19 protein-coding genes and 1 pseudogene are annotated in these 22,485 nt (G+C 38.4%); 1 reads left to right on the top strand and 19 read right to left on the bottom strand.

What is annotated here, in order from left to right:
* Positions 1–34: 34 nt before the first annotated feature.
* From H5160_RS02595 to H5160_RS02515, 17 genes are all read right to left on the bottom strand, one after another.
* A complete protein-coding gene (locus H5160_RS02595) occupies positions 35–2,083 on the bottom strand; it encodes a formylglycine-generating enzyme family protein (protein WP_182736648.1) in 2,049 nt (682 codons plus the stop codon).
* Between the two features lie 121 nt (positions 2,084–2,204).
* The gene (locus H5160_RS02590) at positions 2,205–5,945 is read right to left on the bottom strand and encodes an H-type lectin domain-containing protein (RefSeq protein ID WP_182736647.1); all 3,741 of its coding nucleotides are present in this window, start codon (positions 5,943–5,945) and stop codon (positions 2,205–2,207) included.
* Complete coding sequence (locus H5160_RS02585) at positions 5,942–6,433, bottom strand: hypothetical protein (protein WP_024594530.1); 492 nt, start codon at positions 6,431–6,433, stop codon at positions 5,942–5,944. The genes H5160_RS02590 and H5160_RS02585 overlap by 4 nt, the downstream gene beginning before the upstream one ends.
* Positions 6,423–7,265 (bottom strand): type II secretion system protein, encoded by an 843-nt coding sequence (locus H5160_RS02580; protein ID WP_182733629.1) that lies wholly within the window; start codon positions 7,263–7,265, stop codon positions 6,423–6,425. Before H5160_RS02580 ends, H5160_RS02585 begins: the two co-directional genes overlap by 11 nt.
* Positions 7,265–7,804 (bottom strand): prepilin-type N-terminal cleavage/methylation domain-containing protein, encoded by a 540-nt coding sequence (locus H5160_RS02575; protein ID WP_182716459.1) that lies wholly within the window; start codon positions 7,802–7,804, stop codon positions 7,265–7,267. The genes H5160_RS02580 and H5160_RS02575 overlap by 1 nt, the downstream gene beginning before the upstream one ends.
* Positions 7,791–8,282, bottom strand: a complete 492-nt coding sequence (locus H5160_RS02570; RefSeq protein WP_182736646.1) for a type II secretion system protein — start codon at positions 8,280–8,282, stop codon at positions 7,791–7,793. The genes H5160_RS02575 and H5160_RS02570 overlap by 14 nt, the downstream gene beginning before the upstream one ends.
* An 8-nt stretch (positions 8,283–8,290) precedes the next feature.
* Complete coding sequence (locus H5160_RS02565) at positions 8,291–8,833, bottom strand: prepilin-type N-terminal cleavage/methylation domain-containing protein (RefSeq protein WP_024594534.1); 543 nt, start codon at positions 8,831–8,833, stop codon at positions 8,291–8,293.
* 22 nt (positions 8,834–8,855) lie between these two features.
* Complete coding sequence (locus tag H5160_RS02560) at positions 8,856–9,440, bottom strand: prepilin-type N-terminal cleavage/methylation domain-containing protein (RefSeq protein ID WP_182716461.1); 585 nt, start codon at positions 9,438–9,440, stop codon at positions 8,856–8,858.
* A gap of 4 nt (positions 9,441–9,444) precedes the next feature.
* The gene (locus H5160_RS02555; protein ID WP_182733628.1) at positions 9,445–10,665 is read right to left on the bottom strand and encodes a type II secretion system F family protein; all 1,221 of its coding nucleotides are present in this window, start codon (positions 10,663–10,665) and stop codon (positions 9,445–9,447) included.
* The gene (locus H5160_RS02550) at positions 10,652–12,379 is read right to left on the bottom strand and encodes a GspE/PulE family protein (RefSeq protein WP_182736644.1); all 1,728 of its coding nucleotides are present in this window, start codon (positions 12,377–12,379) and stop codon (positions 10,652–10,654) included. Before H5160_RS02550 ends, H5160_RS02555 begins: the two co-directional genes overlap by 14 nt.
* Positions 12,376–13,518 carry a tetratricopeptide repeat protein gene (locus H5160_RS02545; protein WP_182736642.1) on the bottom strand — a complete coding sequence of 381 codons (1,143 nt, stop codon included), beginning with the start codon at positions 13,516–13,518 and terminating at the stop codon, positions 12,376–12,378. Before H5160_RS02545 ends, H5160_RS02550 begins: the two co-directional genes overlap by 4 nt.
* On the bottom strand, positions 13,515–14,417 hold the full coding sequence (locus H5160_RS02540) for an ExeA family protein (RefSeq protein WP_182736640.1): 903 nt from the start codon (positions 14,415–14,417) through the stop codon (positions 13,515–13,517). The genes H5160_RS02545 and H5160_RS02540 overlap by 4 nt, the downstream gene beginning before the upstream one ends.
* A gap of 2 nt (positions 14,418–14,419) precedes the next feature.
* A complete protein-coding gene (gene mshL, locus H5160_RS02535) occupies positions 14,420–16,078 on the bottom strand; it encodes a pilus (MSHA type) biogenesis protein MshL (RefSeq protein ID WP_182736802.1) in 1,659 nt (552 codons plus the stop codon).
* A complete protein-coding gene (locus H5160_RS02530) occupies positions 16,062–16,388 on the bottom strand; it encodes an agglutinin biogenesis protein MshK (RefSeq protein ID WP_182736638.1) in 327 nt (108 codons plus the stop codon). Before H5160_RS02530 ends, mshL begins: the two co-directional genes overlap by 17 nt.
* Entirely contained in the window at positions 16,366–17,043 is a 678-nt protein-coding gene (locus H5160_RS02525; RefSeq protein WP_024598056.1) for a hypothetical protein, read from the bottom strand. The genes H5160_RS02530 and H5160_RS02525 overlap by 23 nt, the downstream gene beginning before the upstream one ends.
* Positions 17,040–17,639, bottom strand: coding sequence for a PilN domain-containing protein (locus H5160_RS02520; RefSeq protein ID WP_259416465.1), 600 nt, complete (start codon positions 17,637–17,639; stop codon positions 17,040–17,042). The genes H5160_RS02525 and H5160_RS02520 overlap by 4 nt, the downstream gene beginning before the upstream one ends.
* Positions 17,636–18,559, bottom strand: coding sequence for an MSHA biogenesis protein MshI (locus H5160_RS02515; protein WP_182736636.1), 924 nt, complete (start codon positions 18,557–18,559; stop codon positions 17,636–17,638). Before H5160_RS02515 ends, H5160_RS02520 begins: the two co-directional genes overlap by 4 nt.
* A gap of 76 nt (positions 18,560–18,635) precedes the next feature.
* Between H5160_RS02515 and H5160_RS02510 the strand changes: the two genes are divergently transcribed.
* The gene (locus H5160_RS02510; protein WP_182736634.1) at positions 18,636–19,544 is read left to right on the top strand and encodes a 1-aminocyclopropane-1-carboxylate deaminase/D-cysteine desulfhydrase; all 909 of its coding nucleotides are present in this window, start codon (positions 18,636–18,638) and stop codon (positions 19,542–19,544) included.
* A gap of 3 nt (positions 19,545–19,547) precedes the next feature.
* On the opposite strand, the gene H5160_RS02505 is transcribed toward H5160_RS02510, so the two are convergent.
* Both H5160_RS02505 and arsB read right to left on the bottom strand, forming a co-directional pair.
* Positions 19,548–21,236 carry an EAL domain-containing protein gene (locus H5160_RS02505; protein WP_182733625.1) on the bottom strand — a complete coding sequence of 563 codons (1,689 nt, stop codon included), beginning with the start codon at positions 21,234–21,236 and terminating at the stop codon, positions 19,548–19,550.
* 226 nt (positions 21,237–21,462) lie between these two features.
* A pseudogene (gene arsB / locus H5160_RS02500) lies at positions 21,463–22,478 on the bottom strand (ACR3 family arsenite efflux transporter).
* Positions 22,479–22,485 lie beyond the last annotated feature (7 nt).

The raw sequence follows: 22,485 nt of genomic DNA, 5'->3' as shown, positions 1-22,485 counted from the left end.
GTGAAAAAAGGAAGCAAAGCTTCCTTAATTGAGTTTATCGTTCGCGAACTAAGCGAAAACCAATGTAGTTAGATCTAAAATCAGGCGCTAAAATTAAACGCGTAGATGCACGAGCAAGGCTTGGTGCAAAATTCCACGCTCCGCCTCTTACTGCTACATCAGACTCACCTGATTCTTTATCGGTCCATTCCCATACATTGCCTACGGTATCGTATAATCCAAATGCATTTGGAGAAAAAGAACCTACTGGTGATGCACGTCTATTTGACCATTCACTACCACACCAACCACAGTTAGCTAGGTTTTTACCAATTTCGTTACCCCAAGGGTATTCTGTTTCGGTTCCTGCACGTGCTGCGTATTCCCACTCAACTTCGTTAGGTAAACGAAATTGCTGCCCTGTTTGACCCGATAACCACTCAGCGTAAGCTTTTGCATCGTTATAAGTTAAACATACAGCAGGAAAGTCACTGCCTTGCTCAAAACCAGGATTACGCCAATTTAAATTTGCTTCCCATACTGGTTCGCCATTTAAATAATACGCACACCCTTTATTTTTTTCCGCTTGAGTTTTATAACCTGTATTTGCTACAAATTTTTCGTAGGCACCTACGGTTACTTCTTTACTTTGCATAGCGAAAGAATTTGCTATTACTTTTTCAATTACTGGACGTTCATTAGCTAAACCATTGCCATTGATATCGCCCATTTTAAATTTGCCTGCAGGAATAACGACAACCGGCGTTTCAACGTTTGCATTTAATACATTAACGTTTTCACTAACCTGGCGTGTTGTTACTTCTGGTTGCTCTCGAGTATAGGTCGGTGCAGCAATCGACTTAGGCTTTTTTACCAAATTTGCATTAATTGTTTGTGCTTTATTTAAATCAACACGAACTTGATAAGGCTTATAGCCTAGTTTACGTATTTCAATGTTGTGAATACCCGGCGGTAAACGTGTGATCAAGCGTGTTGAGCCGAAGCTTACACCATCGATAAACACTTCATCGTCGTATACGTTTGATCGTAATGTCAGCTCTATTGATTGATCCTTCTTCTTATTAAGGATAGAAGGGTAATCTTTTTTCACCGATGCAGGTTTAACTGAATAATCACGTACTGCCTGCTTTTCTAAACGAGAAACCGACACCGTGTTGCTATTATCCGCGCTATTACTGAATGTTAACTGACTATCAGTAAATGTATTGTTATACGCGGGTTGATAAGCAGCAGTAAGTGGCGTGCCGTACTCAGAACAATAACGGTTATCAATGCTTAATAAGCTACATAAACGGCTACTGTTTACTTCGCCGCGCATAGTAACGCTTAAATTAACGTTATAATTACCTTGGCCGCTAAATGCACTGTTAACTACATGGCTACTTAATATTTGTACTTGAGCGCCCGCCAAATTACGTTTTGGCTCAACAATGCGCTCTTCTGTTAAGTTTGCAAATATTTGATCTACAAAGCGTTTAGTTGCTTTTTGTAGCCCCATTTGCTGACCGCGTTGCTCACACGCTGCTAGCGTTTCTGTTCGCTTACAGTTAATCGTATGGTTAACTTCAAGCGTGCCTTCACGTGTAAACTCGTTACGTAAACGCTCTACTCTGGCTGTAGTTAACTGCTCTTTTAAACTTTCTAAAGTATTTAAAAGCGTATGCTTAGCAACACGAATTTGCTCTATATCTTTACGGTGGGATGCAATTGCCGCCAACTGCATAGAAATATCATCTTTGTTTTGCTTATGATCAATCACCGCTTTTTGATAGCGTGATTGAGCCGCACTAATATTAATAGTGGGATCGTCAATTAAACGACGGTACATTTCGTTCATCGCATCGAGCGCTTGGTTTTTTTCTTTATCTAGCTCTGTAGAACGAGAACGAAGTAGCTCTAGTTGATTTTGTAACTGACTTTCTTCTTTAAGATGTTTTTCAAGTATTCTTGTCGAGTTATCGTATTCTGTCTGTTTAACACTAATCTCTGACTCAATTCCAGTTACTGTAGCTGTGTCTTGTGCAAATGCACTACTAGCTAACAAACTAGCTGAAATTAACAGAGATAAAGGAGTAATTCGCATATATTCCAGTCCCAAAAAGCGGCAATTATTTGGTCGTTATTATTTTTTATAATTAAAGCCTTATGCTATGTACTTGCAGCACAAAACACAAGCTTTGTTCAATTATTATCTTAGTTTACAACTATTCGCGTGTTTCACGCCAGTAAATAACCCGATCATTTCCTCGAAAGCGTCCAAATTGTAAAATAGTACGAGGATCAAGCTGTGTTTCATCCCCCAGCCAATCCCACTTTAACCAATCATAAGTATTATATTCTAAGGTAAATTCACCCAAACCATTTGGCTGTGCATAAATACCATTGTTTGCCGGATACACTCCCGCCTCTAACTGGCCAGATACACCCGTTCCATATTCATAGGCTAACTGCGGGCTGTTAGGTGATATTTGAGTGATTTGGGTATGATCAAATACACTACAGTTATCTTCTGCGTTATTTACAAATCCACTGCCGTTGTAATACTGAGCCTGCATAGGAATAAGTAAAGGGTCGAGATCGGAGCCTGCGTTATTACCAAGTACTAAACGTCCAAATCTAAACTCTATTGGTAATGTATTTAGTCTTACGCTATTACAGCCACCCGAGCATGCTGCTTGTGTATTAGGTTTATCATTTGCATCAATGAGCGTTGCTCCTTCTATGTTAGAAAGCGTTACCATTAAACTCACCATAGCAAACGGTCCATCTGCTTGCCCTACACCTAATCTTTCGAGTGTCGTGTTAAGTTGGCTCATTTGCCACTGGCCGTCACTTATATCTCCCCAGTTATTATTTCCTAGGTTTACTAATCGGCTAGCAAAATTAGTTGCGGGTACATAGTTAGCTACTTCATTATTTTCGGCATTAACCTCTACACTGGACTTATCAAAGCCCTCTTTATAATTAGCCATTAGCTCACCATTTTGATTTAGCGCTTGTACTGTAAAGCCAAGTTCAAAAGGTTGATCAAGGTAAGTTAAATTACTGCCGTATTGCGTGCATTGTGCGGCAGCTTGAACCCCCACTACCTGAAACTGCGAAGGTGCAAAACGACCAATATTATATAATTCACCTTTTACATCTCCCGCGCCAAAGTAATCGGCATCTTGCAGACCTGCTGTTAAATCAATGATGCCAACTTGGTCGTAATTATACTGCGATATAGATTCACTCAAACTGCCTGTGTCACTAAAGGCAACAGTGCTCATCGCTTCAAGCGTACCTTGAACGCCTGGCGTAGGCGCTTTAAGTAATGCCTCTACAAGTGGTTGCTCTGTGATAAAGTGCTTGGCAATGGTATTATTTATTATATTGCTGTAGTTATCTGGGTAACCATCGTTGTTAGTGTCTTGCCCTGTTTGCCATTGCACCGCATTCATCTTTAAATCAAATGCTTCGCCAGTTAATCTAAATAAACTTCCATCAGCGTCTGCTGCATAACCATCACTTGCAATTTCCATCGCTAATCCGAATGGCTTTACAACATACTCATTTGAACTACCCGTTAAATTTACTGATAAATTAGTGACTGGGTCTAAAATTAAATTGGTGTTTACATTTAAACTCAACTTTCCTGCGTCGGGATAATTTATAACAATCGGTGCTTTAGACTCACTATCAAAGTTTAGCGTGAACGATTTAGCTGCTTGCTCGACCGCAAAGGTATTATTGTTGTTACTAAGTGAAACCGTATCAGAACAACTTGCACCAGCACTGCATGTATACGATAAATCTAAGCTTACATCACCACCAGCGGGAAATGCAGCTTCGCATACGCCCGTAGTGGTATTTGTTTTTACCGCTTGAATAGATAGCGCTTTTGCATTAAATCCAGTATTTGAAGGCTTTGCTGATAACTGAGTAGGAATTGTAGTATTTCCATCTATATCATTATTAAAAATAAATCCAGCATCAGAAAACGTAACTTTACAGCCACTCAAACCAACATTATTACCACCGATATAACAACGAAGAGGTGCAGAAGGATCAGCAGTGTTATATCCAAATGTAACACTGCCTGTGGTGCGTTTAGCAAATTCGACAACCGCTGATCCTGTAAAATTAATATTCTCCCCCGTAACCCAACTTTGCTGACCACTATTATCTGGAGAAAGGTTTAAACTAGACGGCTCAGCAAATAATAAGTCGCAGGCATCATTAGCGCAGGCTGTGAGTGTCATCTCTTTAGCTTCACACGTTAGAGCATTGTTATCGCTTATTGTTAAACGATAATGATCCAGTGTTTCTGGTGTATAAATGCCACAAAAACCAGGGATACTTTCGGGTACTGGTAGAGCGTCAAACGTTGAGCTCCCTTCGGTAATAATTTGAGTAGCCGATGTAATTGACCCCTGATACGTCACATTTTGAGCGATTCTTACCTCACCAGTGGCAACAATATAGCCCGCAATATTTGCATCGGCTGCAATAGCAACCGCACCATCAACATAAATAGCTAAATACGCGCCGGTTTCGACCACTATACTTGTTTTACCTATATTCAAAAATGAAGTTGATAATAGTGAGGTTGTGTCTTTTAAAAATATACGTGTAGGCGCTGTTACTCTGTACTCTGTTTCCAGCATACTTAACTGCAACTCATCGTAATAATAGTCGCCAGCTAAAGAAGTAGGTACGGGCCCTGTTGAGCTACCATCATTTGTAACCGTTGGCACCTGCGCCGCTTGATTCGGTTCTAAAGAGTTATAACCACCAGCAACACACGCCTGACCATTACACAAAGGAGGGCTCGTCAGCGCAGTAGAAATTAAACTTGTGGTGGTGACAAACTGCGCATTGCCATCTGTTATTTCTACCCCCTGAACTAACTGCACCTCACCATTGTTATAAGTAGAAATAGCGCCAGGGAACAAGGTATCACAATCTAAAATATCACCGTTAAACACAAAGGTACTGGTCATGGCGAGTATTGATGCTTCCTCGTTTACGTGACGGCGCTCGTTATCGCCATCACGATCTTCGTCAACAACAAGTCCTAGCCTGTCAGTCCTTAGGTTACAGCTGCGTAGCCACCCGCCATCATCTTCTTGGCGTGAGTTTTTACTTGCAACCACCAAAGGAGCCACACTAAAGTTATTAGTAAAACTAAAGTAATTACAGCCATCGCTCCAACCGTCAATTTCAAAGCCTGTGAAAAAAGTTTCCCACGATACCTCAACGCCATTATCGTCAGTAAATGTGCGGTTACTTCCTGGCTCCACTGCCATGTAAGCAACAGTTTCGTTTTTTATGAGCCCAAGTGCTGTTTCAGATGCCTCTAAAGCAATATTAACGCCGCTGGCAGATAGAGAATTACTTTCTACTGCAACTGTTAAAAACGGAATTAATGCCTCAGAAGGTGGATTGCTGTCTATGCTATTGAGTGTTTGTAACGAATGGAAAAAGTTTGGCCTTTGAGTAAACGGTTCAGCAAATGTTAAAGACTTATAGCCTTTAGGTGTCAGTGGAGCAAAGCCAGACTTAGAGCCATACTGTAATTCGAGTAATAAGTCTGTACTGCCCACTTCCATAATTGTGCCGTCTGGAAATTGATGCACACCATACTCAACAGCTAAATAGTGCGCCCCCATACTAATATGCCCACCATCTTCTCCTGAAGGTTCAAGCGGTAAGGCCTCAAAGCTAGTTGTGGTTATATTACGTATTCTTATTATTGCAGGGTTTCCACCTTGGTTTGTTGAGAGCATAAATACAGCAGGAGGCGTTATATATTGCTGTTGAAAATTTACTTTTGTCCAAACAGGCGATGTGTATGTATCTTGCAGCTCTATATAACGGCCCTCGATTTTTGGAGGCACTGCATTTGCGTGATTACAAAGTAACACGCAGCTAAAAAATATAATGACTAATGCACTTTTTATCATGGTAAAGTTTTAGCCTCCACACTGAGTGTTCTTTGTGTTTCCCAATAATCCTTTCTGCAATCATTTCCTGCAGGGCAATCAATTGCGGCGCACGTTGCACTACTTTGTAAGTAATAAATATTAACAAGCCCGTTTGTTGTGCTGCTGTCGGGTAGGTCTATATATTCATCGCAACTCACCAGCACGTTACAATTAGCTAAATATGCAGTTTGAAAGGTTAAATTAGTTGTAACTGATGCACAGCTTTGCACTGAGCTATTTATTGGAAAGAGTTGCGTTAAACCACTTTCTAATCCACTTTGCGCCGCCATAAAAGCGCGAGCGCCGTAATACTCAATGGTATTTTGTTGAGATGCACCAGAAAGCACTTTAACTAATGCTAATCCTAGTGCTAATAAAGCAACAATAATTACCAAAGAAACAATTATTAAGTTCCCTTTTTGTTTACTGGGTAAGGCTTTTCCGTGATGATTTTTTTTAAGGTACATTAGGAATATGCACCTCATGGTTAAAATTCATTACTTCAGTATCGTTAAATTGCATTTGCGCATTCACATTAAGCACAGCGTTTCTTTGTAGGGAGAGCGCATCAAGAGTAAAAAATAAATCGCTCGCTAAATTATTGGCAATGTAAATACCTAATAAATCACGTTTAACACCACTGCTTATTTGTAAGCTCACGGCATCTAATTGATTAACTGTAAAACCGTAATCGGTATATCTATATAAATACTGCCCTTCAACGCAAAAACTTACAGGTTGAGAGAGTAAATAAAGGCGCTTACTTGGCGACTCTTGGGCAAACGCTTTACTAAATTGCCACTCATCAATTGCACTAGTGGTGGAGCTATTAAATGCTGATAGTTTTAAACGCTTATTATTATTCTCATCGTATATATCAGCGCTGCTTAACGGGTAAGTTGTTGCCCAATCTCCAACTTGCGGCTGCGTTAAATTATTAAGTTCAAAATCAACAGCGCTAACATTAAAAGGCGCTACGGTAGGTAGGTAATTTGTATAGTGAGTCGCTGATAAAAACGGCGTAAATTCTAAGCACTGCTGAGCACTACATGCTCCGCTAGTGCTGTTATCGCAAGAGAGCCTTAATGAGTTTGGCGTAGCATGGCGAAGCTCTTTACTAAGTCGCGTTATTAAAAAGCGGGCCTGAGCTACTGCTTCTTGGCGCTCAACCCCTTGTGAGTAAATACTGACCCCAGCACCAATAAATGAAAATGCACTTACGGCTAAAATACCAATAATAACCATGACAAGTAATAGTTCTATAAGGGTAAATGCATTTTGGTATTTAGCTCTTTGCATTAGTAATTCCCTTTATATGCACTAAATCCGTAAACTTCGCCTAAGGGTGATGTTACTTCAATAGTAATACGCTTAAAGGTTGTGCCATCGTTGGTGGTCGATTCGTTAAAGTCGCTATCGTACTCAACAGTAACAACTAAATTAAAGTCGCTGTACTCGCTTAACACCTCACCTAAGCTATTAGTAATAGGCTGGTTAGACAGTGCAATATAGTCATCTACATCGTTATAACTAGTTCTGGTTTCTGAGTTATCTACTCCGAAGTCAGCAGGTGCGGTACAAGCCTCAGCACCTATAGATATTTCGCCACACCGCCTAAAAGGTGCGCTTCTATCACTGTGCTCATCAAACGACTTACTTTGAATCTCGTTCATTAGTGATTGACCAAATTCAGAGGCTCTTAAAGCCACAATCGGCTCTGCACTTTTTTTGGCTTGTGGGGCAATTAAAGCTGTAATAATACTTAATGCAATTGCAAACATGACAATGCCAATAATAAGCTCTATTAGAGTAAAACCTTTTACTTTAAGGGCACGCATATATAAGCCCTTCACCACTTATGCATACGCCAGCTAATCCAACATCTATTCGACACTGCGTAGTACAGGTTTGATTTGATTTACCTAAAGGATCAAAACTAATTTGGGTAAATATATTCGCGTTACTATCTAAAGCGCTAAATGTTATATTACTTCTTTGCGTGTTTATTTGTACCACTAAATGATCGGTGTTATTGGTATCTGCTCCACCGGTACATGTATCGGGTGCGGAGGGAGCAATAAGTGTGGAGGTTATATAAAGGGTATGGCAACTTGTTGTTGCTGTATTTTGCATTGCACGTAGCTGCACTGTCCTAAGTGCATTTAAAGTACGGTCTCGATACGAATAGGCGTCTTCTGTTGAGCTGCCCAGAAATTTGGGAACTGCCGTTACCGACAGTATTCCCAATATCACTAGAGTAATAATTAACTCAATGAGTGTGAAGCCACGCAATCGTTGCTTACTACTGCTTATCATTTATGTAATTAACAACCCGTAGTAACAAGTGTAATCACTGGAGGAGTTACAACTACAGGGCCTGTCGTCGCAGTAGCTTGCGTGTATTCAATTCGACAATCATCAACAGTAGTTGCATCCACAGTGTAACTATTAGGAAAAATAGTTACTGTTGTATCGTTTACAAATAAATTGAAATCAGCTGAATCAATTGCATTTGGTGTTCCATCTGCAAAGTTGACATCTAAAAATGCTTCAAAGGCTTCTTCTGTTGCTGCTGGATAACCATAAACAGTAGGTACTGCTACACCAGTATCTACTGTAACTGTAGCCTCATCCTTTTTGTGATCACTAGCAATAATAGATTTGCCATTCACAATATTCATACCACTGCGAATCGACCCTTGTAAGCCTTCAAGTGTTGAAGCATTGGCATCACCTTGCAAGTTTAAAAAGCGAGGTGCTGCGGTAACAGCTAAAATGCCTAAAATAACAATTACGATGATCAATTCAACAAGTGTAAAACCTGCTTGTTTATTCATTGGTAAACTTTTTAACGATTGCGTTTTCATAAGTAAGCCTCTTTTTAATTACTTAATTTTTAAATATTTTTACTTTGCCTGTTTTAGCAAAGTATGAAAAACCTGTTAAACCTGATATTTCCCCTGTATTGGTAGGTATACTTTTAACATCAATGGTGTGAGTTAAATAATAGACGCATTGCGTATTTTCTGCATTGTACCTAACTAAAAAACTTACACTTTTTATTATCGATAATTCATTACTTAACGTACTACTGGGTGCATCTTGTAAAATTATATTCAAAACTTGGCGGCATTTATTCGCATTTATAACTTCTGCACGAGTATCTTTTTTTTCTGTTTCATCGCTTGTTGGTGTACCTAACGTCCCATCAACACCAACTATTACCCCTGCATAGTTAACAAATGTTTTGTTTGACCTGCTGTTTGGTCTACCTTCTAATTCCCATTGACCCCTAACCATGCCAACGGCCGATGAGAAACTACCTGCTATAGCGTCAACGCTTGCATTATGCGCTTGATTTTTAATACCTATATATTGAGGTATAGCAAAGCTCAAAATTACTGCCAGTAAAATCACAACAATAACTAACTCAAATAATGAGAAACCTTTTGAGTAAGCCTTTGATGCAATCACTTGGTTAATTACCTTTAATCGCGGACATCATGTTCCACATCGGCATAAAAATACCCAACGCTAAAATCAGCACCATAATGGCAACAAACACAGTTAAAATAGGTTCTATTTTTGCAGTTAAGCTCCGTAAGTCGTAATCAACTTCACGCTCATAATAATCAGCAGCCTCTTGTAAGAGCTCATCAACCCGACCTGTCTCTTCACCTACCGCCACCATCTGTAATACAAGCTGAGAAAACAGCTGAGAACTTTTTGAGGCTCTGAGTAAACTATCGCCCTTTTCTATATCTTGGCGCATAGTAATAATCGCTTTTTCCATATAGCTGTTATCTACGGCATGCGCTGTTAGTGATAAACCAGTGGTCATAGGCACACCGGAGCGCAATACCATAGCTAAACTTTGACTGTAGCGCGCAAGCAATGTCCGTTTTAAAATATCCCCAATAAATGGAATTTTTAATTTATATTGATCCCACTTAAAGCGTCCAGGCTCTGTATTTAAATAACGCCTCCAAGCAAAAACAGAACCAATACCCATCACCAACAATAACCACCAGTAGTTAACAAAAAAGCTGCTAGTGCCAATTAATATTTGAGTCATTAATGGCAATTCAGCATCAAATTTTTCGAACATACTGGCAAAGGTAGGAATAACAAAAATATTCAAAATAATCATAGCCGCTACTAGAGCCAAAATAACAAAAGTAGGGTAGCGCATAGCTGCTTTTATACGCTTTCGGGTTTCTTGTTCTTTCTCAAAATAAATAGCGAGTTGATAAAACGCATCTTCTAATCGTCCAGAGCCTTCACCAACCATTACCATGGATACTGTTAAACGGCTAAATACCTCGTTATGTATCGCCATTGCACTGGATAAGTCGCGGCCTTGTTCGAGCTGCTTGGTAACTTCTATTAGTACATTTTTAAATTTTTTATTTTGTGTTGTTTCTGCCAACCCAACCATTGCTCGTATAATTGGTATACCTGCTTTTAATAGCGAATACATTTGCCTAGAAAACATAATCATGTCGTCTAGCGTTATTTTTTCGACAAATAAATTATCAAAAATTTTGATGTTATTTTTTGTTTCAACTAAAGAGATTGATATTGGTATAAATTGACGCTTCATTAAACTATCAGCTACGCCAGCTTGGTTACTCGCTTCTAATTGGCCTTTAACCAACATACCTTTGCTGTCTTTCGCTTTGTAGCTATATAGTTGCATCAATATCCCCTACTATTTCTGGGATATATTCAGCCACTTTAAATACTTCATCTAAAGAGGTAATTCCTTGCTTGGCGTAGTTTAATGCCATTGTTGAGAGTGGCGAAAAATTCGCGCTATTTTTAGCGGCTTTTGCAAAACCTTGCGTGTCGTTAACTCGTAATGCATCCATCATTGCATCATCCATTTCGAGCAACTCAAAAATACCTACACGCCCTTTATAACCACTATGGTTACATGCAGTGCAACCTTGCCCTTTGGAGAATTGAGCTTCAGTAACATCTTCGCCTAAGTATTTTAGCCAGCTTATTTCTTGATGATCTGGCAAGTACGGTACTCTACAGTCATTACATACTCGCCTTACTAATCGTTGGGCAATAATAGCGCGCAGTGAACTTGCCACTAAGTAAGCCGGTGCCCCCATGTCGATTAAACGCATAGCACTGGTAATTGCATCATTGGTATGTAACGTTGATAGTACGAGGTGGCCTGTTAAAGCGGCCCTTAATCCAATATCTACGGTTTCTTGGTCACGCATTTCGCCAACCATTATAATGTCAGGATCTTGCCTTAGAGCGGTCCGTAAAATACTTGCAAAGCTCAGCCCTATTTTATTATTTATTTGTACCTGGTTAATACGGCCAATACGATACTCAACGGGATCCTCTACTGTGATAATTTTACTTTCTTGTTGATTCAGCTCACTTAGTGCACCGTATAGTGTGGTTGTTTTACCCGAACCTGTTGGCCCAGTAACTAAAACCATGCCATGCGGACGTTTTATAATGCTGCGTACACGTTTTAATATGTGTACTGGCATGCCTGTCTCATCTAACGATAATAATCCGGCTGATTGATCAAGCAAACGCATTACAACTGATTCGCCATGCTGAACGGGCATAGTAGATAGGCGCACATCAATACTATGGCTGCGCACTTTTATATTAAAGCGACCATCCTGAGGGAGGCGTTTTTCAGATATATCTAATCCCGACATAAGCTTTAAACGTAGCACGAGTGCCGATGCTATTTTTACTTGGTTAAGAGTGTGCTCTTGTAATATGCCATCTACACGTTGACGAATGCGAAGCAAACCTTCATCTGGCTCAATGTGAATATCAGATGCGCGAACTTGCACAGCATCTTCAAATATTGATTGCAGTAGCTTTACAACGGTTGCATCAGATGTTTCATCACCTAAAGAATTTAAATCAAACTCTTCTACGTCTTGATATTCTTCATGGAGTTGTGCTGCAAAGTTAGTAATTTCATCTGTACGACGATATACGTTGTCAAACGCAGCCATTATTTGACTTTCTTGTACAACAGCTAAATCTATTCGTTTAGGAGCAAGCATAGTTGCAAGTTGATCAAGCCCCCTTAAATCAGCAGGATCGCTCATCCCGACTAAAACAGAGTCACCATTGTCTTCAATTACTAATGCTCTGTAGCGACGTGCATAAACCTCAGATAAAAGCTTAGATACATCAGCTGATATTTTTCGCTGTGATATATCTAAAAAAGGTACTTGTAATTGTTGCGCTAAAAAACGTAATAGTTGTGGTTCACTAATAAACTCAAGTGTAATAAGCGTCGAACCTAATTTACGACCCGTCGCAGCTTGAACGTTTAGCGCTTCGCTTAGTTGGGCTTCGGTGATCATGTGCTCATGAACAAGTAAGTCCCCTAAGCGCATTTTTAAACTAGGTCTCATACGGCCTCCTTTAGCGCAACTAAACGCTGTAATGCATGCTGCGTCATAGCTGTATTTAATCCACCTAAATCTAGAGCCACTTTGTAAAGCTGTTTAGCATCGAGGTACTCTCCTAATGCATCTTTTGAAGTTGCAAGTGCCAGCCACCACTTAGCTTGACTAGGCTGTAGTTGTGTAAGATGTTTAAAGCTTTCAAGAGCTTTATGGTGCTTACTTGCACTTTGCGCGGCAGTACCTTGCAACACCCAAAAATCAAGACTCGCTTGAGCCTCAAATTCATCACTTAAAAGCAGCAATACTCCTTCATACTGCTGTTGCATAATGAGTATTTTGCTTAGCATTACACGCCATTCAAGTACGTTAGGGTTTTGGCGAATACCCGCTTGCAAAACCTGTTGTGCTGAATTTATATCTTGTTGTTTAAAGTAGGTTGCAGCTAGTAAATTTCGAGCCTCTACGTGTAAAGGCGATTGCGCTAAAATAATATTTAAATCGCTAATGGCTTCGTTGTATAAGCCAAACTGTATTGCTTGTTTAGCTGCGGCTAATTGCTCAACCAATAAAGCCTGTGGCGACTTAGCTTCTGCCACGCTTTTAGTCATAGTATTTTGAGACTTAGTTTTAATCATTGGAGTAATTTTTGGTTTGCTGACAATAGCTTCGCTAGTTACCAGCACATTATCTTTAGCTAGTGCAGGGCTTTGTTTAACCTCGGCAATTACAACTGGCTCAGCCGTTGGTTGAGAAACCAGTAATGTTGCTTCACTCAATTCAGATTCAGCTAAATCATTCACTTCTGGTTTTATTTGCTCAACTTGCACAAGCGTTTTCACAACATCTTGCTCAACTAAAGGTTCTACATTGCTTTTTTCATCTTGATAATCAGATAAATTAGAGCTTAGAACAGCGACCATTTTTTTCTGTGGTAACACAGACTCACGTTGGGTCTCTTTTTTGTCGGCGGTCGGTAAATATAGGTATGCTAAAAAAATGACACTTAGCATAATAAGTACAATTACGGCTTTAAATGCAATATTTTTTACATCATATATCGGCTTTAAGCTTATACCTTCTTGAGTACTTACTTGTTTAGCTTCTCGCTGCTCAATATTTTTAAGCATATTATTTATAACGCTCATAACCACTGCCTCCATGCCCATATGGCAGCAATAGCTAAAACACTAAACATTAAAGCACTGTAGCTCCAATATTGTCCGGTTCGATACTTTGCGCAGTCTTCGGTATCTTTTATGGCAAGTTGAATATGGCGATTTGTTATTGTATTTAACCCTTCACCGTAAGCTTGTAATAGTGCTTTGTGGCATAAAATATTAACTAATCTAGGAATTCCACGGCTAGCTCTAGCAATTTTGAGCCCCATACTATTATTAAATAAAGGAGGCCTATTAAATCCTGCAACTTGTAAGCGATGATTAATATAATAAACAACCTCAGCGCCAGTCATCGCCCGTAATTTATACGAAAAACTGATACGTTGGCGTAATTGCCTTACTTTATTGTTTGCCAGCTTTTCATCAAGTTCAGGTTGCCCAAATAACACAACTTGAATTAGTTTTTCGCTTTCTGTTTCTAAGTTTGTAAATAATCTCAGCGCCTCTAGAGTCTCCCAACTCAAGCATTGCGCCTCATCTATCAAAAGCACTACACGCTCATTATCTTCTTGTAAGTCGAGTAAGTGATGATTTATAAGCTGCCCTAGTGCTTGCTGATCTAATGCTTTATCTACGTCCATACCAAGCTCAATTGCAATTGCCCATCTAAGCTCTTCTGGGCTTAAATAAGAGTTAGGTAAATAAGCCACAATGTAATCTGGCTCAAGTTGGTTTAATAGCTTTCTACAAAGTAGCGTTTTACCAGTCCCAACTTCACCAGTGACTTTAATAAACCCTTCACCCATTTCAATAGCTGTTGTTAACACTTGCATCGCTTCGTGGTGCGGTTCAAGTGCACAAAAAAACTCTGTGTTAGGGGTTAACGTGAAAGGCATTTCACTTAAATTAAAAAAGCTTAAATACATAGTTAGTTTTCATACCATGTTTTTAAAAGCTGACGGCTTTCACCTTGTTGTTTTTTCCAAGTATCTGGCATAACAACCGTTGGTTTGATTAGAATAATCAGTTCTTTTTTCTCTTGGCGTTTACGAATACTTTTAAATAAATTGCCAAAAATCGGAATGTCACCTAATACCGGTGTTTTTGATTCTTCATCTTCTGTTGTCGTTTGCATTAAACCGCCAATAACAACTATCTCACCACTTTGTGCACGAATTACCGTATCTGACTCTCTAATATTGCTTTGCGCTAGTGGCAACTCAAAACGCTGATCATCTAACGTGATTACTTTTAATTGTTCTTCGGTTTCAGTTACTGAGGGGTGAACATGCAAAATAACTGAGCCGTACTTGTCAATTTGCGGCGTTACATCAAGGGCAATACCAGAAAAGAACGGCGTTAAATCAATTTCAGGCGAGGTCGTTGTAGCAGTACCCGTTACCGTCGTACTTGATACATTAGTAACAAAATATTCGTCTTGCCCTACTTTTATAACTGCTTTTTGATTGTTTGTAGCGGTAACTCGAGGGTTAGATAGCATTTGCACATCACCTTGCGTTTCAAGCAAATTAATAACCCCGTTAAAGTCTCCTTTTTGAATGGTTAGCGATGACGCTCCACCAATTGCGGCTGAAATACTATTACTAATAGTAGAACCCGCTGTTGTAGCAAACGAAATACCGCCTTCTAAACCACTCGCTATACGCTCCCAGTTAACTCCCTGTTGGTACTCATCTTTTAAAGTTACTTCTATTATTTTTGCTTCTAGAATAACTTGGCGTTGCAGGTTTTCTTGGCTTTGACGCAAAAACTCTTTTAGCTGACTAATTTCGCTTGGTAATGCATTTACGGTTACCAAACTAGCTTGTGGGCTTGCAACAACATAGCGCCCATCGCTTGCGCCAATTAAAGACTTAAGGGCGACTTCTAATTCTTTCCAAAAGTCATTTTTATTAATTGTTTGGATTCGAGAACCGTTTAAATCTAAGCTTTGATTATCGCCGCCAAACTCATTATTTTGCTGGTTACTACTACCTGAACTTGAACCATTCGAACTACTGCCACTTTGTGCAAATTGACTAACCCCACCAGCAACCACACTCACTGTAGACTGACCATGGCGCTGCATCATTAAATAATTTACAGGTATTGTTTCTGTGCGCATTTTGGCTGGCAGTACTTGTACTATTCGTCCTTCATTAACAATATCTAAAGGATACATACGCTTAATAACAGCAATGACTTCATTAAACGTAACGCTTTTAAGATTTAAACTAATTGTGCCATTTACCTCAGGATGCACAGCAACACTAAAAGGCGTATCGTCTGTTAAGCCTGCAAAAAAGGCGCCTATTTCAACGTCATTAGCGGCTACATCAAAACGCTTGATGGATAAATCATCACTTATAGTTTGCTCATTATTTATTGATGATAGTAGGCTTTGTGTAAGCTCACTCGGCATCTGTAAAGGCGCAATAGCTTTAGCTTCTACAGGCTTTTCAGCCAGCTCTTGCTCTATATGAGTTTTAACCTCTTTACCTGGTTTAAAGCTATGGCACGCAGTTAAAAATGTAGGTAACAATAGAAGAACAAGCCACGGATGAGATAAATTATTTTTTAATTTCATAGTCATATAATTCTAATTTTATTTGTTTATCATCATTTGCTAACACAACCTGTTTTGAGTTAATGCTTAGCACCCGAAAATCGTCTACAGCATCACCGACTCGATAAATATGGCCTGAAATAATGGCCTTAAATGCTGTACTGTTTTTAATAATAGATTGCAATTTAAGCTCTGTACTTTGGGCTACACTCTTGTTGTTATTTACATACATATTTGGTTGAGTAGGATCGCGTAATTGCGCTAATGCACTGTGTGCGAAAGTGAATAAAAATAATAAAAAACATAAATTATAATGCGATAAATTTTTCATTAGCGCTCACTGTAGCAATTTGTAAAGTTAATTCAGCTTGAGGGTACTCTAGTACCTGATAACTAAACTCTTGTATTAATAACTTATCTTGATTATTTTTTAATGCGGCTAAATATTTTTGTAAGCTAAAGTAGCTACCTTCTAAAGTAACGACCATCTGATGCTCAAAAAATAATGTTTGCGTATCATGTTCACCTAGTTTTTCTACATCGATAGCCTGTGCTGGTTTGACATTAAAGCTACTCACTTTTACATCGCTACTATCTACGAGCAAATCTTTTAAAACGGCAGGTACATTTTTAGCCGCTACAAAGCCTTGGCTAAAACTATTAAGTTGATTATTTATTTCAGCTAATTCATCTCTGGTTTGTGCAATTTGACTGCGTAAAACCTTAGTGTAGTCGTAGTTTAGTGCTTGATTTAACATGGAGAGTTGCGCATTTATCTGCTGTAACTCCTGCAATGCTGCATTTTGTTCAGAGCGAATATGAGCAACTTCATCTTGCTGTGGAAAAATAACAAACCACAGACCGAGGTAAATCACCATGAATAAGCCTACAAATACAGTGGAATACTTCTCACGCTTTTGCAGCGATGCAAATTGAGCTCGATACTTTGCCCAAATAGGCCAACCTTTGTCTTTCTTGTTGTTCATGGTTTAGCGCCTTTATCAGCAAGGTCGGTCGCCACATTAAATTCACTCAGACCATCTTTTGTTGACAGTTCTAAAACTGAAAATTCTTTATCAATAAAAAAAGGTGACTGCTTTAAATTATTAAACCACATAGGTAAAAATTTTGACTGCGATACTTGCCCTTGAAACGTGACACTTTGCCCTACAAATTTAATATGAGTAAGCCAGATATTAGGCTCGTGATACTTGGCTAAATCTTGCATAACCTGCGCATAGTCGGTTGCGGATTGATCTGAGCTTTGCTCTAAATAACTAAATATTTGCTGCTTATGCAAAACCTCTTGCTGAAGTGTTTTTAGCTCATTAATAAAAATTGTTTTATTTTGCTTCTCTGCTAGCTGCTTTTTTACAACTTCTAACTGAGCTTTTCCTTGTTTGAGATATTCCTTTTTTTGTTCTAAATCAAGCTCACTTGAATAAGTTTTATAACTGTAAAAAGCCCACGTGATTGCAATAATTAATAGCGCACCTAACCACAGTGTAATCATTCCCGATAAAGGGACTGGGTCTCGGCGTACTCGTAAGGTTTTTTGATAAAAATTAATCCGGGTTTTCATAGCACAGACTCCGGATCTGTTAATTGATAGGCTGCTCCGAGCGCATAATAAAAGTTTGGCTCTAATTGCTGCGCTAATTCTAAGTTAGGCGCAAAATCTACAACTTTTACTTGTAAAAACTCAGCAAGACCGGCTCTAAGAGTTAATGAAGACAAATCATCGCACTGTAGCTGTATGCTGCGAATTGGCGGTTGCTTGAGCTGGCTTTCAAAAAAGTCCATCGAACGCTGAATTTCTAACCCTAACGCCTCTACTAGTTCTTGGTTTTGATCCTTGTCAGAAATACCTAAAAAACCATTTAATCGCCTAGCTAATACTAATTGCCCATTACGAATAATTAAGATTCGAGGTTCATGATTAGCATGCTGCACAATCAGCATATGCGCCTCTTTGTATGAGCCAAATAAAGTTACTAAAACCATTTCTTCAGAGGTCATTGCACGCAAAACTGGTTTAGTTTGTTCAAAACTGTCTATAAACGGAAGTAGCTGCAGCTTATTGGTAATAAATACATTCATTTTGCTGCTTTGCATTGGTAACGTTATTGGATAATCGATAAAATCAGCCACAATATTTTCAGAAGCTATATCAACTAAGTCTTTTGTAGTCCAAGGGAGTGACTGAATGATTTCTTCATCACTAAGGTTTGGTTTATCCATTTGCACTATTTGATAAAAGTAGTGCGGTATGACTAAATTAACTGCACAAATATCAGTAGAAACCTCATTTGTACAAGCAACAATTGCAGCGGTATAATCGGTTTGCTCAGACACATTTACACTGTGAGAACTGTGAACCATCCATTGGTCGCGTTGTTTTTTTAAACATACTGCGTTAACAGTATCTGCATACGTTGCAACACCAATAGCTGTATTTGGATCTAAACTACGATTTAACCATGAAAACAGCTTTTCTTTCATATAGCTACTATTGTTAATTATGTATGAAATAAGTGTCGTACATTTTAACTACTTTGCCAAATTGAAAACCAATAAAATGCGTGAAAAATTCAAAATAGATGAAAATAACTATATTCAACAATTAGATAGCTCGTTTCTAAAAAAGAGAAATATTTGTTTAGGTATAAAACGTGATGATTTACTCCATCCGCTAATAAGTGGCAATAAATGGCGTAAATTAAAATACAATTTAGCGTATATGCAAAAGATAAATAAAACAGAGCTTCTGACTTTTGGTGGTGCGTTTTCAAACCATATTCATGCCTGCGCAGCGGCAGGAAAAGAATTTAATATAAAAACTCGCGCGATTATTCGCGGACCAGAACTGGATAACAACAACCCAACAATCCAATTTGCAAAACATTGTGGTATAAACCTGCATGTTGTTAATCGTATAGAATATCGAAAACGCCACAACATCGATTACCTTAATGCTCTGCAAGAGCGCTTTCCAAATGCTTATATTATTCCTGAAGGTGGTACAAATGAACATGCTTTATTAGGGTGTAAAGAATTAGTACAAAGCTTACCCGAACATAGCTACTTAGTTTGTCCTACAGGTAGTGGTGGCACGCTTGCTGGACTAATAGAAGGCAGTGCTTCAACAACACAAGTTATTGGTATCGCGGTATTAAAACAAGCTGAATATTTAAATGAAGAAATAAAAAAGCTGAGCGCTAGAGCTAATAACCAAACTAACTGGCAGTTACTCACAGAGTTTCATGATGGTGGCTATGGTAAGTTTTCACCTGAGTTATGGCAGTTTTGCCAAGATATGAGTCACACTTATAATCTGCCACTTGAGCCTATTTATAGCGGAAAAATGATGTATGCATTGTGGCAGCTTATTGAGCAAGATTATTTCCCATCTGGGAGTAAAATTATTGCTGTTCATACTGGCGGGCTTCAAGGCTTAAATGGGCTTAAATATAGAGGGTTAATCTAGACCTTAATTAAATACCGCTTGCGTAAACTCTTGAAGTGGCTCTGAAAAGTAAAAACCTTGAGCTCCTACCACTCCCAATTTGGTAAGCGTAAGTAGCTCTTTTTGAGTCTCTACGCCCACCGCGTATACGGGTAGATTTAAAAGACTAGCGGCTTCGACTATCCTTTTTATTTTCTTTTGACTTTGAGTTTTTTCATCTAATAAATGAACCAGTTCGTAAGATAACTTAAGCCCACATACTTGGTTATAATCAACTAGCATGGCTACTTTCTCACTGCTTTTTACATTATCAATCACAATATGTGAATGCCCTTTTTTAATAACATTGAGTGCATTAGTTATCGACTCTCTATGAGTAAAAAATTCTGCCTCACTTATTTCAAATTGTAATTTAGTATTTAACTTAAGCTCTGCCATTTGATTGGCTAACCACTCCCAAAATACAGTATTAAACCAATTTTTAGGGTGTAGATTTACACTAACTGTTAAAGCCGAAGACTCACTGAGCATTAGCTTTTTGACTTGTGTTATTACAGCTTTATCTAATATTAAAGCGTCTTGATCACTATAAACCTGCTTAATAAAATAACGAGCGGCCAGTAAACCAAGTTGGCTATGCCTAACCCGAATAAGAGCTTCATGCTGCAGGATATCTCCACTAGAGAGTTCAAATACAGGCTGAAAGAATAATATAAATTTATTCTTTTTAATGTTTTCTATAACCTGTTTGCTAGAGAGGTGTTTTTCTTGGCAGTGATTTAACGTTAAACGGTGGCAATGCTGCAATAGGCTGCTTTGTGATAGCGCGAGTGCTGATTTTGCTAGCTTATAAACCGCCACTTGATCAGCGCCTAATTGATAATCACACGCACCTATTTTAATATTTTTATGAGTAATATTTTTTTGATGATTTTGACATATTAAAAACACATTTTTATGAAGCTTTTCAACGTAGCTATTCAACTCGCTAATAGAAATGTTTGGTAAGGTAACCGCTAAGTAATTAGAGTTTAGTATTTTTACCGACACACCTTTAAGTTCGGCTAATTTTTTAGTAATTAAGACTTTAAAATTGGCTTCTATATCCGTTTTTTTATCATAGCTACAATCACACTCAATAAGTAAAAATAAGTTATGTGATGCAGTATTAACTCCATACAAAGAACTTAAATCACATTTTTTTGCCTGTTCGATTAGTTGAGTATTTTTATACCTTTGTTGAATAATTTTAGTCGGCTGTATAACTGTATTTTTAAGCATTACTTTACGGTTTACTTTTAACAGGCTCCACCAGCGATAAGACCAATTAGCAGCGCCTAATATAATCAGATTCAAAAATATAAATAAGTAGCTTTGTGTTACCCACACTGGATAGTGATAAAGGCTCAAACTTAACGTTTTAAAAGTAAAAACTTCGCGTTCTAAATTTACTAAGTTCCTAAAGTGATCAGAAGAATTTTGCAGCTCTAACTTAAAGCCTTCATTTTTAGCTAATGCGACCAACACTTCATTATTTATAGAGGGAGATAAATTTAATTCATAAACGCGTTTAACAAACTGCTGCCCAGAAACATGTGCTTTTTGATGTAATGCATCATTTAAAATGAAATTAAAACTAATAAGTATCATCAAAAACAAAACAAAAGAGATACCTTTGAAGTACTTTAAAAGCCAGAGTTTACTCTTTTGCATAGCCTGCCACTCGTTATATTGATAACTAAAGTGTTGTTCAATATCTATAGAAGCACAAGGCTGCAAACTAAGTTTAAACGTTTATTAATAGTACTAAACAAAAAACACTCAGATAAACGAGAACTTACAAAAATAAACAGCTATGCCCTTTATTCTGTAAATAGATGAAAGCCATCGACAGATCATTTTAAAAAGTATGCCAGCAGAGATTATGCTGCATACCGCCTTAATTAAACCAATGGCGGGTTTTATTTGCAAAGTATACCAAGCTTAGCATTACGGGGACTTCTACCAACACTCCCACCACAGTGGCAAGTGCAGCCCCAGAATGTAAACCAAATAATGAAATAGCAACCGCAACAGCTAGCTCAAAAAAGTTTGAAGTGGCAATCATACATGCAGGCGCCGCTATGTTATGTGCAAGCCCCATTTTTTAGCTGCAATATAAGCAATCGCAAAAATACCGTAAGTTTGAATTAAAAGCGGGATTGCAATAAGAACTATTGCCTCTGGTTTTTCTATTAATATCTGCGATTGGAAACCAAACAATAGCGCTACTGTCGCGAGTAAGCCAATAATAGAATAAGGTTTCATTACCTTTAAAAAGTTATTTAAACACGTATGGTCATCTTCTTTATCAAGCTTTTTACGGGTAACAGCACCGGCCACCAGCGGGATAAGTACATACAATACCACCGATAATAGCAGTGTATCCCAAGGTACAGTAATATCAGTCACACCAAGTAATAGCCCTGCAATAGGTGCGAAGGCAAAAATCATAATTATGTCATTTATTGATACCTGCACTAAGGTGTAATTAGCATCGCCTTTTGTCAATTGACTCCACACAAACACCATAGCGGTACAAGGCGCAACACCCAACAAAATCATACCAGCTATATATTCTGTAGCTGTTTGTGGGTCAACAAAATCGGCAAAAATACCCTTAAAAAATAACCAGCCTAGTAGCGCCATAGTAAAGGGCTTTATAAGCCAATTAATAACGATAGTGAGCACTAACCCTTTTGGTTTTTTACCTACATCTTTAATTGATGAAAAATCAATTTGCACCATCATTGGGTAAATCATCAACCAAATAAGTACTGCGATTACAATATTTACATGGGCATATTCAAAACCAGCAATTAAGCTAAATGCACTTGGCATTATAGAACCAGCTACAATACCAAAAGTAATAGCTAAGGCTACCCACACAGAAAGATAACGTTCAAATAATCCCATTGTTCTG

The sequence above is a fragment of the Pseudoalteromonas sp. SG43-4 genome (assembly GCF_014164325.1).
Lineage (GTDB): Bacteria > Pseudomonadota > Gammaproteobacteria > Enterobacterales > Alteromonadaceae > Pseudoalteromonas > Pseudoalteromonas distincta.
This window is presented reverse-complemented; position numbering and strand designations above follow the sequence as displayed.